At 68.4% G+C, this 16607-nt stretch carries 15 protein-coding genes; 9 read left to right on the plus strand and 6 right to left on the minus strand.

Annotation, left to right across the window (positions count from 1 at the left end; genetic code table 11):
- The first annotated feature begins 61 nt into the window (after positions 1–61).
- From F3087_RS18745 to F3087_RS18755, 3 genes are all read left to right on the plus strand, one after another.
- Positions 62–559, plus strand: coding sequence for a pyridoxamine 5'-phosphate oxidase family protein (locus F3087_RS18745; protein WP_150403262.1), 498 nt, complete (start codon positions 62–64; stop codon positions 557–559).
- A gap of 61 nt (positions 560–620) precedes the next feature.
- The gene (locus F3087_RS18750) at positions 621–1028 is read left to right on the plus strand and encodes a YciI family protein (RefSeq protein WP_150403263.1); all 408 of its coding nucleotides are present in this window, start codon (positions 621–623) and stop codon (positions 1026–1028) included.
- On the plus strand, positions 1028–2173 hold the full coding sequence (locus tag F3087_RS18755) for an RNA polymerase sigma factor (RefSeq protein WP_150403330.1): 1146 nt from the start codon (positions 1028–1030) through the stop codon (positions 2171–2173). Before F3087_RS18750 ends, F3087_RS18755 begins: the two co-directional genes overlap by 1 nt.
- Positions 2174–2179: 6 nt before the next feature.
- Here F3087_RS18755 and F3087_RS18760 read toward each other — a convergent pair whose 3' ends face one another.
- The 3 genes from F3087_RS18760 to F3087_RS18770 all read right to left on the minus strand — a co-directional run bounded on the left by F3087_RS18760 (position 2180) and on the right by F3087_RS18770 (position 5457).
- Entirely contained in the window at positions 2180–3196 is a 1017-nt protein-coding gene (locus F3087_RS18760; protein WP_396897566.1) for an alpha/beta hydrolase, read from the minus strand.
- Between the two features lie 147 nt (positions 3197–3343).
- Positions 3344–4585 carry an oxygenase MpaB family protein gene (locus F3087_RS18765; RefSeq protein WP_150403264.1) on the minus strand — a complete coding sequence of 414 codons (1242 nt, stop codon included), beginning with the start codon at positions 4583–4585 and terminating at the stop codon, positions 3344–3346.
- 365 nt (positions 4586–4950) lie between these two features.
- A complete protein-coding gene (locus F3087_RS18770; RefSeq protein ID WP_150403265.1) occupies positions 4951–5457 on the minus strand; it encodes a hypothetical protein in 507 nt (168 codons plus the stop codon).
- Between the two features lie 87 nt (positions 5458–5544).
- On the opposite strand from F3087_RS18770, the gene F3087_RS18775 reads away from it, so the two are divergent.
- On the plus strand, positions 5545–5973 hold the full coding sequence (locus tag F3087_RS18775; RefSeq protein WP_150403266.1) for a pyridoxamine 5'-phosphate oxidase family protein: 429 nt from the start codon (positions 5545–5547) through the stop codon (positions 5971–5973).
- 63 nt (positions 5974–6036) lie between these two features.
- Here the strand turns inward: F3087_RS18775 and F3087_RS18780 are convergent, their stop codons facing one another.
- Positions 6037–8067: an NADPH-dependent 2,4-dienoyl-CoA reductase gene (locus tag F3087_RS18780; RefSeq protein WP_150403267.1), complete on the minus strand. Its 2031-nt coding sequence runs from the start codon at positions 8065–8067 to the stop codon at positions 6037–6039.
- A gap of 26 nt (positions 8068–8093) precedes the next feature.
- Positions 8094–8651: a PadR family transcriptional regulator gene (locus F3087_RS18785; protein WP_150403268.1), complete on the minus strand. Its 558-nt coding sequence runs from the start codon at positions 8649–8651 to the stop codon at positions 8094–8096.
- Positions 8652–8760: 109 nt separating this feature from the next.
- Here F3087_RS18785 and F3087_RS18790 point away from each other — a divergent pair, with 109 nt between their 5' ends.
- The 4 genes from F3087_RS18790 (at position 8761) to F3087_RS18805 (ending at position 13867) form a co-directional block, all read left to right on the plus strand.
- Complete coding sequence (locus F3087_RS18790; RefSeq protein ID WP_150403269.1) at positions 8761–10110, plus strand: MFS transporter; 1350 nt, start codon at positions 8761–8763, stop codon at positions 10108–10110.
- Between the two features lie 18 nt (positions 10111–10128).
- Positions 10129–10932 carry a mycolate reductase gene (gene cmrA, locus F3087_RS18795; RefSeq protein ID WP_150403270.1) on the plus strand — a complete coding sequence of 268 codons (804 nt, stop codon included), beginning with the start codon at positions 10129–10131 and terminating at the stop codon, positions 10930–10932.
- A 151-nt stretch (positions 10933–11083) separates the two neighbouring features.
- On the plus strand, positions 11084–12427 hold the full coding sequence (gene lysA, locus F3087_RS18800) for a diaminopimelate decarboxylase (RefSeq protein ID WP_150403271.1): 1344 nt from the start codon (positions 11084–11086) through the stop codon (positions 12425–12427).
- 177 nt (positions 12428–12604) lie between these two features.
- A complete protein-coding gene (locus F3087_RS18805; protein WP_223885183.1) occupies positions 12605–13867 on the plus strand; it encodes a diaminopimelate decarboxylase family protein in 1263 nt (420 codons plus the stop codon).
- An 81-nt stretch (positions 13868–13948) separates the two neighbouring features.
- On the opposite strand, the gene F3087_RS18810 is transcribed toward F3087_RS18805, so the two are convergent.
- Positions 13949–15727, minus strand: a complete 1779-nt coding sequence (locus tag F3087_RS18810; protein ID WP_191094031.1) for a helicase HerA-like domain-containing protein — start codon at positions 15725–15727, stop codon at positions 13949–13951.
- Between the two features lie 190 nt (positions 15728–15917).
- Between F3087_RS18810 and orn the strand changes: the two genes are divergently transcribed.
- Complete coding sequence (gene orn, locus F3087_RS18815; RefSeq protein ID WP_150403273.1) at positions 15918–16568, plus strand: oligoribonuclease; 651 nt, start codon at positions 15918–15920, stop codon at positions 16566–16568.
- Positions 16569–16607 lie beyond the last annotated feature (39 nt).

A 16607-nucleotide genomic window follows, 5' to 3' on the forward strand; every position in this document is an offset into this window, starting at 1 on the left:
CCGGCTCCGTCCCAGGAGTATCAGCGGCCACGACGGGCCGCGCGGACGAAGGAGAATTGCCATGGACCGCAACGAGATCGCCGAGGTGCTGAACCGGCCGCTCAGCCAGGAAATGCTGGCCCGCGACCTGACCCGGCTGGCCTACGTCGCCAAGGACGGCACGCCCCGCAACATCCCGATCTCGTTCAGCTGGAACGGATCGCAGATCGTCATGTGCACCACGACGAACGCGCCGAAACTGCCCGCGCTGCGGGCGAACCCGATGGTCGCCCTGACCATCGACACCGAGGTGCATCCGCCGAAGATCCTGCTCATCCGCGGCCGGGCCGAGCTGGACGTCGTCGACGGCATTCCGGACGAGTACCTCGAGATGAACACCACCTACGAGATGACCCCCGAGCAGCGGGTGCACTGGGAGGCCGAGGTGCGTTCGCTCTACGACCAGATGGTCCGCATCGTGGTGACCCCGACCTGGGCCAAGCTGATCGACTTCGAGTCGACGCTGCCGAGCGCGGTCGAGGAGTTGTTCCAGCAGCGCGAGGCGCGGCAGCACGCTTGAGCGCCGCTGCGTCCCATAGTAGAAACGCCCACGACGGCCCGAACCGCACGAGGAGAACATGATGGCCAAGTATCTGCTGCTCAAGCACTACCGCGGTGCCCCGGCCTCGGCCAACGACGTGCCGATGGATCAGTGGACGCCGGAAGAGGTTACGGCGCACATCCAGTACATGCGCGATTTCGCCGCCCGGCTCGAGCGGACCGGCGAATTCGTCGGCGAGCAGGCGCTCTCCCCCGAGGGCACGTTCGTCCGCTACGACGGCGAGGGACGCCCGCCGGTCACCGACGGCCCGTTCGCCGAAACCAAGGATCTGATCGCCGGCTGGATGGTGATCGACGTCGACTCCTACGAGCGGGCGCTGGAACTGGCGGCGGAGTTGTCCGCGGCGCCGGGCGCGGGCGGGAAGCCGATCCACGAGTGGCTCGAGCTGCGCCCGGCCTACGGCGCGACGCCGACGGTCACCGAGTGATCGACGAACTGCTGCTGCGGGAGCTGACGCCGGCCGTGATCGGCGTGCTCGTGCATCGCGGGGTCGACTTCGCGACCGCCGAGGACGCCGTGCAGGAGGCGCTGATCCAGGCCGCGCTGAGCTGGCCGGACCAGCAGCCCGCCGATCCCAGGGGCTGGCTGGTCACGGTCGCCTGGCGCAAGTTCCTCGACGCGCACCGCTCCGAGGCGGCGCGCCGGGATCGGGAGCAGCGGATCGAGGCCGAGCCGCCGCCCGGACCGACCGAGCACACCGACGACACGTTGCAGCTGTATTTCCTGTGCGCGCACCCGTCGCTGACGCCGGCTTCGGCGGTCGCGCTGACCCTGCGCGCGGTCGGCGGCCTCACCACGAAACAGATCGCGCAGGCCTACCTGGTGCCGGAAGCGACCATGGCGCAACGGATCAGCCGGGCCAAGCGGACCGTGTCGAGCGTGCGGTTCGACCAGACCGGTGACGTGGCGACCGTGCTGCGCGTGCTCTACCTGGTCTTCAACGAGGGCTACTCCGGCGATATCGACCTGGCCGCCGAGGCGATCCGGCTCACCCGCCAGGTGGCGGCCATGACCGACCACGAAGAGGTGGCGGGACTGCTCGCGCTGATGCTGCTGCACCATGCCCGGCGTGCGGCCCGGACCCGCGCCGACGGCAGCCTCGTGCCGCTGGCCGAGCAGGACCGCGGCCGGTGGGACACCCGCCTGATCGCCGAGGGCGTCGACATCCTCCAAGCCGCCCTCGCCCGCGACCGGCTCGGCGAGTTCCAGGCGCAGGCCGCGATCGCCGCGCTGCACGCCGACGCGCAGCGGGCCGAGGAGACCGACTGGGTGCAGATCGTCGAGTGGTACGACGAACTGGTGCGGATCACCGAAAGCCCGGTGGCCCAGCTCAATCGGGCCGTCGCGGTCGGCGAGGCGGACGGCGCGCGAGCCGGCCTGGCCGCCCTGGCCGGGCTCGACCCCACGTTGCCCCGCTATGCCGCCGTCGAGGCCTACCTGCACGAACGTGCGGGCGACCCGGCGACGGCGGCCCAGCGCTACGCCGAGGCCGCCCAGGCGGCGACCAGCCTGCCCGAACGCGATCACCTCACCCGGCAGGCCGCCCGGCTCAACGCACAGCTGCGTGGTTGAGCGATCTCAGCTGATGCCGACCGACTGCGCGAGGAACGGCCAGGAGGTGCGCAGGTCGTCCTCCCAGTAACCCCACGAGTGGGTGCCGACCGGACGATCGTCGAAGGTGACCGGAATGTTCAACTCGTGCAACCGGTTTGTCAGGTTCACCGTGCAGTAGTGGATGGCCGCCTCGATCGGCCCGCCGAAGGCGATCTGCACCGGCAGCGGAATCCGGCCCTCCAGCACGCGCCGGTCGAACGGGGTGTCGTGCGGTATGCCCGCGATACCGCTGCCCGAACTCAGATACACCGCGGTTCCACGCAACCGCTCCGCGTTGACCAGCGGATCGTTCTCCCGCCACAGCGGATTGCTGGCCGGGCCCCACATGTTCTCTACGCTTTGCCCGCCGCCCCAGTTCTCCACAGTGAGCCGGACGAATTCGTGTCCGATGGGGTCGGAGGTCTGCGCGCAACCGCTGTAGGACGCGACGCTGTTCCAGAAGCCGGGCTTGGCGATCGCCAGGTTCAGCACCGAGGTGCCGCTCATGGAAACGCCCGCCAGCGCGCGACTTCCGTTGGCGCCCAGGAACTCCTCGATCACCGGCGGCAACTCGTCGTTGAGAAAGGTCTGCCACTTGTTGAAGCCCAGGACGGCGTCGGCCCGGATCCAGTCGGTGTAGTAGGAGTTGGCGCCACCGAACGGGGTGACGACGTTGACGTCTTTGCCGCTCAAGAAGCTCACGGCGTCGGTCTGCACATCCCAGCCGCTCTCGTTCGGGCCGCCGCCGGAGCCGTTGAGCAGATACAGCGTCGGCCGGGGCGTCCCCCGGTCGGCGGGGCGGATGATCTGTAACGGGATCGGCCGGTTCATCGCGGGTGAGAAAACCGTGACCACCTGCTGGCGGTCGTTCACATCCTGTACCGAAACGACGGCGGGCGCCGCGGCCGCGGTGCCCGCCGTCGCAATCAGGCCTGCCGCGGCGACTACCCCGGCAAGAACCCAGCTCAGCGTTATTGTGCGTGTCGATCGCCGTTGTCTCAAAGTCACCAGAACCTCTCCTCGCAGTCGGCCACTATCCCCGATGGCAGCCAGGACACGCCGCACTAGCGGCTGACGCCCTGACTTGGCATCGGATAGAAATTCGCGTTGCTACGATCACCGGTTTGGTCCGACGCCGATCTTTTTCGATCAGCGCGGTGGTTGGCTCATGTCCCGATTCATCTGCGGGATCTCGATGCTGATCGGCAACCGCAGTTCGGCCAGGTAGATCAGGGCCGCCTGGCGGAGGAACTCGTCGAAGAGCCAGTACGCCTCCGGCGCCAGCGGGACGACCGGGAGCAGGCCCTCGCGGACCGCGATGAACGGTCCCCAGCTCACCCGGAGCAGCGGATCCCAGACCGGTTCGCGCGGAATGGCCAGACCGTCGGCGATCTTGTCGCCGAGCAGGAAGCGGGTGAACGCGCCGAGGACCGGCTTGCTGAGCACGGCGAGGTCGAGGTTGACCCCGAGTCGCAGGAGCCGGTCGGCCAGGGCCACGCCCTCCGGGGTCGGTGCCAGGATCGGGTCGAGGACCTGCGCGGACTGGGAGTTGGCCGCCGACCACGAATTGGGGATGTATTCGTCGCGGACGCCGAGCATGTGTGCGCACACCTGCCAGGAGTGCAGGAAGGCGTCGGATTCGCCGACCGGGATCGGAACCTGCCAGGCGGTCAGCTGTTTCATCACCGTGGTGGGCAGGCTGTGCCAGGTGACCATGATGTCGTTCTGGCTGATCGGGATGTCCTCGGCGGCGGAGTTCACCCAGTGCGGCGACTGCGGCAGCAGATGGCGCACGGCGGCGTGCACCAGCCGGGTCTTGACGCAGGTCACGACCATTTCACCGTCCGGCGCATAGGCGTTCGCGGTGCCGATGTCGTAGCCGAGCTTCGCGGTTTTGGAGATGCGGTCCTTGAGGTCCTGGCCGCCCTTGGAGTAGTAGACCGCGCGCGCCTCCTTCGGGATGACCGTGCTCATCATGCCGCTGGCCAAGCCGTACAGGACGCCGAGATAGAGGCCGCGCTTCTTGTTGAACTCGACGGCGGTGCGGAGTTTGCCCTGATCGGTCCACTGCGGGAGCTGGCGCGCGTACTCCATGAAATCCCTTAGCTCCGTGGGCAATCCGGCAGGCAGGGGCTGACCGTTCCGGGTCCACGTCCGGAGCAGGTCGTTCACCCTGGGCACTTCGCCGCGGTCGATCAAGCCCGCGACGAGGGGATCCGCCTCGGCATCCCACACGGTCAGCGGGTCTGCTCCGGACCCGCTGCCGGCCACCGAGCCGCCCGGTGACCAGCTCCACGGCTCCGCCCGGACCGGCCCGGCCATTGCCAGTGCGCCGAACGCGCCCAATGCTCCGCCGGCCTTCAACGCGTTGCGCCTGCTGAATCCGTCCATGTCGCTACTCCTCGCTGAGCTGACACCACCGGGTCGGCGCAGGGACGGCGAGTAGCGCCGGTTCGCGCCTTTCAGTGGAGGAATAGTCATTAACTTAACTCTGCGACGAGCTCGTCGTCTCGACTTTGAGAAACTGAGGCCGATTCTCTCTCATTGCGTAGCACTGAGCAGCAAGGGAGCTGAAATATTGCCATTATCAGGGGTATTGACAGCGAACTGAACAGTGTCGCGATTCGTAGCGATCCCCCATGCGGCATCCCGGATAGGCGGCAACCGCGCTACATCGATTTTTGAGAGTCGATAACTTGCAGTCACTTCATGGACGCAGCTGAGCACATCCCGCGCGGGATGTGCTCAGCCTGACGTCACGGCGTGGGGAGCTGGTCCCACTGCATCCGCGCGTCTTCATTGGCGAAGCCGTCGCGGATGGTGACGTAGGACGTCCCCGCGGCCGACGGGACGCTGAGCCTGCGGGTGTCCAGCGCCGCCTTGTAGACCGTGCTGGCCTTCCCGTCCGGGAAGAAGACGTACTCGAGGGTGAAGTTCTGCTTGTAGTTGCCCGAGTCGCAATCCCCGAGGAAGGCCAAACCCCAGCCGCCCGCGGCGTTTTCGATGCACTGATGCTTGCCCCGGGTCAGGTCGTGGGTGCTGAACGCGATCGTGTCCGGCCCGGTGGTCGCGCGCAGCCACCACTGGCGTCGATCGTTGGCGTTGCACGGCGCGAATCGGGCAGTGCCGCCGACCGCGTTGTGCGGGTCGTTCTCGATGGTCATGCACTGACCGTTGCCGCGGTTGTACATGAGCCAGTAGGCGAACTCGGCCTGCGCCGGAGCCGCGCCGACCACGGTGCCGGCAACGGCCGAGACGATCAAGGCCGATGCGGGAACCCGCCCGCGGCCTGCGAAATCGCGTCGAGTCCGACGGGAATAACACTCCCGGCCCGGGGTGTTGGTCTGCGCATGCCGAGACCGTTCACGGAGATCGAACGTCAGGAATTCCTCGCGGGCAAGCACATTGCGGTGCTGTCGGTCGCGGCGACCGATGGGCGTCCGCCCGCGGCCGTCCCGATCTGGTACGACTACACGCCCGGCGGCGACATCCGGATCAATACCGGTGCCGGGCGGCGCAAGGCCCGGCTCGTTCAGGAGGCCGGTGTGGTGACGCTGACGGTGCAGCGCGAAGAGCTGCCGTACCAATACGTCATCGTCGAGGGCACGGTCGTCGACGCCGCCACTCCCTCGCCGCGGGACGCGCGCGAGGCGATCGCGACGCGCTACCTCGGCCCCGAAGAGGGCCGCGCCTTCGTCGATCGCATGGACGGCACCGCGTCCGTGCTGTTCACCGTGCGCCCCGACCGCTGGAGCAGCCAGGACTACAGCCAAATGTAACCACCTGCACGGATATCGTCCGAGTACTCGGTGTCGTTGCCTCGCAACGACACCGAGCCTATTTCAGAGGCGCGCGGCCAGGCGGGTGCCCTGATCGATGGCGCGCTTGGCGTCCAGCTCGGAGGCGAGTTCGGCGCCGCCGATGAGATAGAGGTTCACGCCCGCGGCGCGTAACTCGTCCTCCAGGTCGCGGACCGATTCCTGGCCCGCGCAGATGATCACGTTGTCGACCGGGATCAGTTGCGGGCGTTGACGTTTCTCACCGAAGCTGATGTGCAGGCCGTTGTCGTCGATGCGCTCGTAGTTGACGCCCCCGATGTGATCGACGCCCTTGGCCTTCAGCGCAGCGCGGTGCACCCAGCCGGTGGTCTTGCCGAGGTCCTTGCCGAACGGGGTCGACTTGCGTTGCAGCAGAACGACTTCGCGGGCGGCCGGGGACGGCTTCGGCTTGGTCAGCTGGCCGCGCACCTGCTCGTCGTCGGCGTCGACGCCCCACTCTTCCTTCCACTCGTCGAGCTTCAGCGTGGGATGGCCCTCGACGGTGAGGAATTCGCTCACGTCGTACCCGATGCCGCCCGCGCCGATGACCGCGACCCGCTTGCCGACCGGGCGCTCCTCGCGGACCAGTTCGGCGTAGGACAGCACCATCGGGTGGTCGATGCCGGGGATGTTCGGGATGCGCGGCTTGACGCCGGTGGCCAGCACCACCTCGTCGTAGCGGCCGGCGACGATCTCGGCGGCGCTCACCCGCTTGTTCAAATGCACAGTGACGCCGGTGATTTCGAGCTTGCGCCGGTAGTACCGGATCGACTCGTTGAACTCTTCCTTGCCCGGGATGCGGCGGGCGATGTCGAACTGGCCGCCGATCTTGTCGTCGGCCTCGAACAGGTCGACGTGATGGCCGCGCTCGGCGAGGTTGACCGCGGCGGACAAACCGGCCGGGCCCGCGCCGACGACCGCGACGCGCTTGGTGCGCCGGGTGGGCAGCAGCTTCAGCTCGGTCTCGTGCCCGGCGCGCGGGTTCAGCAGGCAGGACACGGTCTTGTGCACGAAGGCGTGGTCCAGGCAGGCCTGGTTGCAGGCGATGCAGGTGTTGATCTCGTCGACCCGGTCCTGCTTGGCCTTGTTCACCCATTCGGGGTCGGTGAGGAACGGGCGGGCCAGCGAAACCAGTTGCGCGTCACCGCGAGTCAGGATTTCCTCGGCGATTTCCGGCATGTTGATCCGGTTGGACGCACAGACCGGGATGTTCACCTGCTGCGTGATCTTCGCGGTGAACTCGACGAAAGCCGCCCGCGGGACCGAGGTCACGATGGTCGGGACGCGCGCCTCGTGCCAGCCGATGTCGGTGTTCAGGATGTTCGCGCCCGCGGCCTCGAGTTCCTTTGCCAGCGCGACGATCTCATCGAACGTCTGGCCCTTCTCCACCAGCTCGGCCATGGACAGCCGGAACACGATGATGAAGTCCGGGCCGACCGCGGCGCGGGTGCGGCGCACGATCTCCACCGCGATGCGGCGGCGGTTCTCCGGCGAGCCGCCCCACTTGTCGGTGCGCTTGTTGGTGCGCGGCGCGAGGAACTGGTTGATGAAATAGCCTTCACCGCCCATGATCTCGCAGCCGTCGTAGCCGGCGAACTGGGCCAGCTTCGCGCAGCGCGCGTAGTCGTCGATGGTCTGCTCGACGCCCTTGGCCGAGAGCTTGCGCGGCCGGAACGGGTTGATCGGCGCCTTGATCGAGGACGCGGACACGCTGCCGGGCATGTAGGAGTAGCGGCCGGCGTGCAGGATCTGGATGGCGATCTTGCCGCCCTCCTTGTGCACCGCCTTGGTGATCGCCCGATGCCGGTAGGCCTCGGACTTGTTGGTCAGCTTGGCGCCGAACGGCAGCAGCCAACCGGTGCGGTTGGGCGCGTAACCGCCGGTGATGATGAGACCCACACCGCCACGGGCCCGTTCGGCGAAATAGGCGGCCAGCTTGTTCGTATCCCAGGCTCGGTCTTCCAGGCCGGTGTGCATCGACCCCATCACCACGCGATTGCGCAGAGTGGTGAAGCCGAGGTCAAGAGGCTCGAATAAATGAGGGTAGGAACTCATCGGCGAGTCTCACCTTTCTCCGTTGGTCACTCCGCGCGCGGGGCTGTCGCGGGCGGATGCAGGGCGTGCAGAACTTCGTCGCACCATTCGACGAACCCCGCCTCCACGCGGACGCCCGCGCGCAGGACGAGGTACTGGTGCAGAGCCGTACCGGAGAGCTGATCCGGTGCCGGAAAGTCGCGTTTCTCGATGAGGCGGTAGACCTCGAGGCGCTGGGCGTGTTCGTCGCGATGCCGGGCGACCTCGGTGCGCAGCGCGCCGATATCGCCGTACGCGGCGGCGCGGATCTTGACCGCGAGCTCGTTGCGCGGGGTGCCGGTGTCGGACGGTTCGGCGATCCAGCGGGCCAGCTCGGCGCGACCCGCCGCGCTCACCGCGTACACCTTCTTGTCCGGACGGCCCTCCTGCGTGACCGACTCGCTGATCAGCCAGTCGGACTCCTCCATCCGCTTGAGCACGCGATAGATCTGCTGATGCGTCGCGCTCCAGAAGTACCCGATGGACTTGTCGAAGCGGCGCGCCAGCTCATACCCCGAGCCGGCCCGCTCGGTCAGCGAAACCAGCAACGCGTGCTCGAGGGCCATGCGGCAAGAGTAGCCGTGACACCCAGTACTATGCAACTGGGTGCATACCCCGGTTTCGGTGTCGGTGTTGGACCCGTTCCGAGGGGGAAATCACACTAGGCTGCGCGGCATGGGTGAGGTAGACGCGCGGGCGACTGTCGGGCAGGCCGCCGGGCGCGGGCAAGTGGTGGCGTGGGGCTTCTGGGACTGGGGATCGTCGGCGTTCAACGCGGTGATCCTGACCTTCGTGTTCTCCGTGTATCTGACCGACAAGGTCGGCGACGATCTCCCGGGCGGGGTGTCGCCGAGCGCCTGGCTCGGCTGGGCGCTCGGGCTCGCGGGGCTGGTGGTCGCGGTGACCGCGCCGGTCAGCGGGCAGCGGTTCGACGCGTCCGCGAAACGTAAACGCTCCCTTGCGGTTCTGACCGGACTCTGCATCGCGTCGATGACGCTGATGTTCTTCGTGCACGACGACTACCACTATCTGTGGCTGGGGCTGTTGCTGCTCGGGTTCGGTTCCGCGTTCTTCGAGCTGGCCAGCGTGCCCTACAACGCCATGCTGCGTCAGGTGTCGACCCCGGCGACCGTCGGGCGGGTGTCCGGATTCGGTTGGGCGATGGGCTATTTCGGCGGCATCTTCCTGCTGCTGATCTGCTACTTCGGCTTCATCTCCGGCAGCGGCGACAGTCGCGGGCTGCTCGGCATCCCGACCGACGACGGGCTCAACATCCGTCTCGTCGCCATCGTGGCGGCGGTCTGGTTCGCCGCGTTCGCGCTGCCGGTGTTGTTCGCGGTGCCCGAATTGCCGCGCACCGACGCCGATCCCGGCGCGGCCAACGCGGGCTTCTTCGCCTCCTACCGGGTGCTGTTCCGCGACCTGCGCGAGCTCTGGGTGACCGATCGGCGCACCGCCGGATTCCTGATCGCCAGCGCGGTCTTCCGCGACGGACTGGCCGGGGTGTTCACTTTCGGTGCGGTGCTTGCGGTCCGGGTGTACGACATCGCCGACTCCGACGTGCTGCTGTTCGGCATCGCCGCCAATGTGGTTGCGGCGCTTGGCGCGATCGTCGCGGGCCGGTTCGACGACCGCGGCGGGCCGAAGATCGTCATCGTGGTCTCGCTGGCCTCGATGATCGTCTGCGGCGTCGCCCTGCTGGTGGTCTCCGGCCCGTTGATGTTCTGGATCTTCGGCCTGCTGCTGACCGTCTTCGTCGGCCCCGCCCAATCCGCCGCCCGCTCCTTCCTCGCCCGCCTCGCCCCGCCTGGGCGCGAAGGCCAGCTCTTCGGCCTCTACACCACCACCGGCCGCGCCGTCTCCTTCCTCGCGCCCACCTTCTTCGGCCTGTTCGTCTGGTTCTTCGACAACGACCGGGCCGGCATCATAGGCATCATCCTGGTGCTCGCCGTCGGCCTGATCGCGCTGCTGCCCGTCCGCTCGCCCGACCCGACCGAGATCGCCGCCATCGACCGGCTCGACTGACCCGCTAGGCTCCCTCGCGTGAGCCTGCCCTCCCCCACTTCCGAGAACCGCGCGGTCGTCACCGGCGCCTCCTCCGGCATCGGCACCGCGCTGGCCGCCGACCTGGCCGCGCGCGGCTATTCGCTGATTCTGGTCGCGCGCCGCGGCGACGTGCTCACCGAGCTGGCGCAGCGATTGACGCTGGCGCACGGGATCACCGCGGAGGTGCGGGCGGTGGATCTGTCCGACCGGGCGCAGCGCGGGGCGCTGGTCGAGGAGCTGTCGGCGCGCGATATCGCGATCCTGTGCAACAACGCCGGGATCGCGACCTTCGGGGCGGTCGCCGAGCTGGATTTCGACTACGAGCGCGCCCAGATGGAGCTGAACGCGGTTGCGGTGCACGACCTTACGCTCGCGGTGCTGCCGGGGATGATCTCCCGCGGCGGGGGCGGCATCTTGATCAGCGGGTCGGCGGCGGGGAACATGCCGATCCCCAACAACGCGACGTACGCGGCCAGCAAGGCGTTCGCCAACACCTTCTCCGAGTCGCTGCGCGGCGAGCTGAAGGGATCGGGCGTCAACGTCACGCTGCTCGCCCCCGGCCCGGTGCGCACCGACGTGCCGGATCCGGCCGACGCCTCGATCGTCGACCGGCTGGTGCCCGACTTCATGTGGGTGTCCTCGGAGTACACCGCGAAGGTGTCCATCGACGCGCTGGCGCGCAACAAGATGCGCGTGGTCCCCGGCCTGATCAGCAAGGGAATGAGCGTGGCGGGGCAGTACGGTCCGCGTGCCGTCACCGCGCCGATCGCGGGCAAGTTCTACAAAAAGCTCGGCAGCTAGAGACGCCCGTCACCGCCGGGTCAGGGATCCGTCAAGATCGGGCTCCCGGTCGTCAAGCAGTCGTAAGCTGGACGTTTGCCCAAGAGGAAAGCGGCGTAGTCCTGACAGCGGCCCCGCCTACGGAATAGCGGGGGCGCACACAGGAGACACCGTGACGCTGCTGGAAATCTTCCCGTCGCTGAAGTCGGGGATGCCCTCACGCCTCGACTCGGCCGTATGGCCGCGCGACACGCATTACGACGACGCGGGCCGGATCACGATCGGCGGGGTGGCCCTGGCCGACATCGCGGATCAGTACGGCACTCCGACCTATGTCCTGGACGAGCGCGAGGTCAGGGAGCGCTGCCGGGCCTACCGCAAGGCGTTCCCCGAGGCCGAGATCATCTACGCGGGTAAGGCTTTGATGATCCGCGCGGTCGCCAACTGGGTTTCCCAGGAGGGCCTGTCGGTGGACGTGTGCTCCTCCGGCGAGCTGGCCATCGCGCTGGCCGCCGGCGTCTTGCCGCAGCGAATCATCATGCACGGCAACGGAAAATCGTTCGACGAACTGACCGCCGCGATCAAGGCCGGGGTCGGCCGGATCGTGGTCGACTCGCTGGCCGAGATCACGCTGCTCTCGGCGTTGGTCACCGACTCGCAGAAGGTGCTGCTGCGCCTGTCCCCCGGCATCGACGTGCACGGGCATCCCGCGGTGCGCACCGGGGTCACCGATCAGAAGTTCGGCTTCCCGCTCGGCGGCGACACCGCCGCGGAGGCGGTCGCGCGGATTCTGCGCCAGCCGAAGCTGAACCTGGTCGGCTTCCACTGCCACCTCGGCTCACAGATCAGCGACCCGGACCACTACGGCGAGGCCGTGCGCCGGGTGGTCGCGGAGATGGCGCGGGTCCGCCAGGAGCACGGGCACGTGCTCACCGAGCTGGACCTCGGCGGCGGGCACGCGGTCGCCTACCGCACCGGCGACGGCGAGATGAACCTCGGCGACCTGGCCGCCATCATCGAGGACGCCCTCGACGCGGCCTGCGCGCGCCAGCACTTTCCGCGCCCGCAGATCGCGCTGGAGCCGGGCCGGGCGATCGTCGCGCACGCGGGGGTGACCTTGTACCGGGTGCTGTCGGTCAAGCACATCGAGGGCGGGCACACCTACGTCACGGTGGACGGCGGCATGAGCGACAACCCGCGCGTCGCGCTGTACGGCGCGCGCTACAGCGTCGTCGTGGCGAACCGGCACCCGACCTGCGCCAGCATGACCGCGACCGTGGCCGGACGGTTCTGCGAGGCCGGCGACATCCTGGCCACCGACGTGCAACTGCCGGTCGACCTGCGGCCCGGCGAGGTGCTCGCGGTGCCGTGCACCGGCGCGTACCACCACAGCCTGGCCTCGTCCTACAACAGCGTGGGCCGGCCGCCGATCGTGGCCGTGCGGCACGGGCAGTGCCGGGAGCTGGTGCGCCGGGAGACGGTCGCGGATCTGATGTGCCGCGACATCGGCTGGTGAGCTGAACGACGCGGGCCGCGCGGCAGCCGCGCGGCCCCGGCGTGTCAGTGATCCGTCAAGATCAGGTCGGCGGTGGTCAACGTTGCGCTAAGCGGGCTACCGGCGCCGGGCTGGTCGGCGTAGTTCTTGGTAGGCCCCGCAGATGGAGAAAGCGGGGAGCGGATCAGGAGAGCACCCGTGACGCTTGTGGACTTCTTCTCGCCGACTCGGCCGGGAACGGCCGCACACCTGGATTCCGCGGTATGGCCCGCCGAGGCCCGGTATGACGCCGAGGGGCGGATCGTCGTCGGTGGCGTCGCGCTCACCGATATCGCCGAAACGTACGGCACCGCCGCGCGGGTGCTCGACGAGCGCGAGGTCCGGCAGCGCTGCCGCGCTTATCGCAAGACCTTTCCGGAGGCCGAGATCGCCTACGCGGCAACGGCGTTGCTGGTCGGTGCGGTGGCGGATTGGATCACCAAAGAAGGACTCTCGGTCGCGGTGTGCTCGTTCGGCGAGCTGACCGCCGCGCTCGACGCCGGGGTCGAACCACGGCGGATCATCTTGCACGCCAATGGCGTATCCCGTGAGACGTTGGCGACCGCGGTAGCCCGGCGGGTCGGCCGGATCGTGGTCGGCTCGCTCGCCGAGATCGACCTGCTCGCGTCCGTCGCCACCCGTCCGCAGCGGGTGCTGTTGCGGGTGTGCCCCGGTGTCGAGTGCGACTCGGCCGAGCCGATCGGGTTCCCGCTCGGCGACGCCACCGCCGCGGCCGTGGCGCAGGTGCTGGACACGCCGATGCTCGAGCTGATCGGGTTGCACTGCCATCTCGGCTCGCAGATCTACAACCCCGATCACTACGGCGAGGCGATCCGGCGGATGGTCGCCGAGATGGCGCTGGTCCGGCACGACCACGATCGGATTCTGACCGATCTCGATCTCGGTGGCGGGCATGCGATCGCCTACCGCAACGGGGACGCCGAGATGAATCTCGCCGAGCTGTCCGCGATCATCGAGGACGCGCTGGACGCGGCGTGCGCGCGGCAGCATTTCCCGCGGCCGAACATCGCGCTGGAGCCGGGGCGCGGGATCGTGGCGCGGGCCGGGGTGACGTTGTATCGGGTGTTGTCGGTCAAGCACAGCGACGGCGGGCATGTGTCCGTTGTCATCGATAGCGAGACCCGCACCAGGACAGGGAGTTTCGCGGGCGTGATGGTCGCGAATCGGCGGGCGGCCGGGTCGCTGGTGAGCGCGACCGTCGCGGGCCGGGCCGGGGACGTCATCCTCGCCACCGACGCACGGCTCCCCGCCGATCTGCGCCCGGGCGAGCTGCTCGCCGTGCCGTGCACCGGCGCCTACCAGCACGGCTCCCCGCGCACCCGGGTCATCGCGGTCCGCGAGGGCCACTACGCACAACTCGTCCGCCGCGAGCCCACCCTCCTCGACCGCGACGCGAGCTGACCGCAGCCGCATACCTTCTGACCTCCCGCACAGGGAATTGCATGCGATCCCCTGTGCGGGAAATCGAGAGGTGTGCGGCGGTCAGCGCTTCCGGGTGCCGAAGATGCTGCGGCTGATCTCACGGCCGGCGGCGGTGGCCGCGGAACGCAGGAAGCTCTTGACCGCGGGGTTCTTCATGATGCGCTCGGCGGTGGTGTCCGCTTCCTTCGGCGAGCGGCCGGGGGCCGGGGCAGACTGCGGAGCTTGTTCTGCCGCAGCGACTTTCGCCGCCAGGATCTCGTACGCCGACTCCCGATCGATGGTCTGGCCGTACTTGCTGTGCAACGAACTCGACAGCGCCCGCGACTTGATCGCGTCGTCGCCGATGGTGTCCATCAGCGAGCGCGGCGGCTGAATCCTGGTCCACGCCACCGGAGTCGGCGCGCCCTTCTCCGAAAGCACGGTCACCACGGCCTCGCCCGTGCCGAGCGAGGTGAGCGCCTTCTCCAGGTCGTAGGTGCTGGTCTTCGGGTAGGTGCGCACCGTCTTGGACAGCGCCTTCTGATCGTCCGGGGTGAAGGCGCGCAGCGCGTGCTGGATGCGCGCACCCAGTTGGGACAGCACCTGATTCGGGATATCGGTGGGCAACTGGGTGCAGAAGAACACACCGACGCCCTTGGAGCGGATCAGCTTGACCGTCTGCTCCACCTGGTCCAGGAACGCCTTCGACGCGTCCGCGAACAGCAGGTGCGCCTCGTCGAAGATGAAGACCAGCTTGGGCTTGTCCACGTCACCCACCTCCGGCAGCGTCTGGAACAAATCCGCCAGCACCCACATCAGGAAGGTGGAGAACATCACCGGCCGCGCCGCCTGCGCACCCAGCTCGAACAGCGTGATCACGCCCTGCCCGCCCGCGACCCGCACCAGATCGCTCGGATCCAGTTCCGGCTCACCGAAGAACGTGTCGCCGCCGTCGGCCTCCAGGTTCACCAGCGACCGCAGGATGACGCCCGCGGTGGCCGCCGAGACGCCGCCGATGCCCTTCAGGTCTTCCTTGCCCTCGGCGCTGGTGAGGTGCGTGATCACCGCGCGCAGGTCCTTGAGGTCGAGCAGCGCGAGGCCGTTCGTGTCCGACCAGTGAAAGATCAGGCCGAGCGTGGATTCCTGAGTCTCGTTGAGCCCCAGCACCTTACTGAGCAGCACCGGGCCGAACGAGGTGATGGTCGCGCGGATCGGGACGCCGATGCCGTTGGTGCCGAGCGAGACGAACTCGGTCGGGAAGCCGGTCGGCTTCCAGTCCTCGGCGCCGGTCTCCGCGGCGCGCGCGCTCAGCTTGTCGTTGGCCGCGCCCGGCTGCGACAGGCCGGACAGGTCGCCCTTGATGTCGGCGAGCACCACGGGAACGCCTGCGGCGGACAGCTGTTCGGCGATGCCCTGCAACGTCTTCGTCTTACCCGTGCCGGTCGCGCCGGCCACCAGGCCGTGCCGGTTCATCGTCCGCATCGGAATGCGTACGCGCGCAGCGGGATCCACCTCGCCATCGACCACGACGGTGCCCAGCTCCAGCGCCACCCCGTCGAACGCGTACCCGGCGGCGATCTCCTGCGCGGCGGCCGACCCCGTGCCCGGCTTCGCGCCCTCCCCCGCGTCCGCCGTCTTCTGCTCCGCCTTGCTCGCGGCTTCGGCGGCGGCAGCGGCGGTCTCGTCGGCCTTGGCAGCGGCACTCTCGGCCTTCTGCTTCGCCTTCCCGCTGTCGCCCGTCTCCTGCTCGGCCAGCTCACGTTCCGCGGCCTCCGCGGCAGCCGCCGCCTCCGCAGCGACTTTCGCCGCCTCCTCCGCAGCCTTCCGCGCAGCGGCCGCTTTCTCCTGGGGGGTTGTCATCGCACGATCCTCCGTCTGATCAGACTCGAACTGCATTACGCAGTGTTTGCTGTCGTACCGAAAACGCCTGTGCCGATCTGCAGAAACTGTATCCCCGCAAGTGCCCGTTGTGCGCCTCCCACCCAGGAAGCGGGCCGCAATCACGCCGCGCTACAGGCGTCACAAATCAGACAGAGCTAATGTTGCTGCCGTGTCGGATAAATATGTGGTGTGGATGGATTGTGAGATGACTGGGCTGCGCCTGGACAGCGACAAGCTGATCGAGGTGGCGGCGCTTGTCACCGACAGCGATCTCAACATCCTCGGCGAGGGTGTGGATGTCGTGATCCATGCCGACGACGCGGCGCTGGCCGCCATGCCGCAGGTGGTCGTGGACATGCACGCGCGTTCCGGGCTCACCGAGGAGGTGCGCCGCTCCACTGTCACCATGGCCGAGGCCGAGCAGCAGATCCTCGACTACATCAAGCAGTACGTGCCGACCCCGGGCACCGTGCCGCTGGCCGGTAACTCGATCGCCACCGACCGCGGCTTCATCGCCCGCGACATGCCGGCGCTGGACACCCACCTGCACTACCGGATGATCGACGTCAGCTCGATCAAGGAGCTGTGCCGCCGCTGGTACCCGCGCATCTACTTCGGCCAGCCGGAGAAGGGCCTGGCCCACCGCGCCCTGGCCGACATCAAGGAATCCATCCGCGAGCTGGAGTACTACCGCCGCACCGCGTTCGTCGCCGCCCCCGGACCGTCCACCACCGAGATCGCCGCGGTCGCCGCCGAGATCAGCAGCGCCGCGACGGCCGCCGAATCGGCCCAGGTCAACGCCTCGCCGGAAACCGATTAGGGAGACGAAGGGGTGACACGCTAATATCGACGGCGCCGG

The sequence above is a fragment of the Nocardia colli genome (assembly GCF_008704205.1).
In the GTDB taxonomy this organism is placed as follows: domain Bacteria; phylum Actinomycetota; class Actinomycetes; order Mycobacteriales; family Mycobacteriaceae; genus Nocardia; species Nocardia colli.

Excerpts from the sequence above, each read along its gene's own strand:
- F3087_RS18745 (WP_150403262.1), top strand. The coding sequence starts at position 62 with ATGGACCGCAACGAGATCGCCGAGGTGCTGAACCGGCCGCTCAGCCAG.
- F3087_RS18750 (WP_150403263.1), top strand. The coding sequence starts at position 621 with ATGGCCAAGTATCTGCTGCTCAAGCACTACCGCGGTGCCCCGGCCTCG.
- F3087_RS18765 (WP_150403264.1), bottom strand. The coding sequence starts at position 4,585 with ATGGACGGATTCAGCAGGCGCAACGCGTTGAAGGCCGGCGGAGCATTG.
- F3087_RS18775 (WP_150403266.1), top strand. The coding sequence starts at position 5,545 with ATGCCGAGACCGTTCACGGAGATCGAACGTCAGGAATTCCTCGCGGGC.
- F3087_RS18780 (WP_150403267.1), bottom strand. The coding sequence starts at position 8,067 with ATGAGTTCCTACCCTCATTTATTCGAGCCTCTTGACCTCGGCTTCACC.
- F3087_RS18785 (WP_150403268.1), bottom strand. The coding sequence starts at position 8,651 with ATGGCCCTCGAGCACGCGTTGCTGGTTTCGCTGACCGAGCGGGCCGGC.
- F3087_RS18790 (WP_150403269.1), top strand. The coding sequence starts at position 8,761 with ATGGGTGAGGTAGACGCGCGGGCGACTGTCGGGCAGGCCGCCGGGCGC.
- F3087_RS18810 (WP_191094031.1), bottom strand. The coding sequence starts at position 15,727 with ATGACAACCCCCCAGGAGAAAGCGGCCGCTGCGCGGAAGGCTGCGGAG.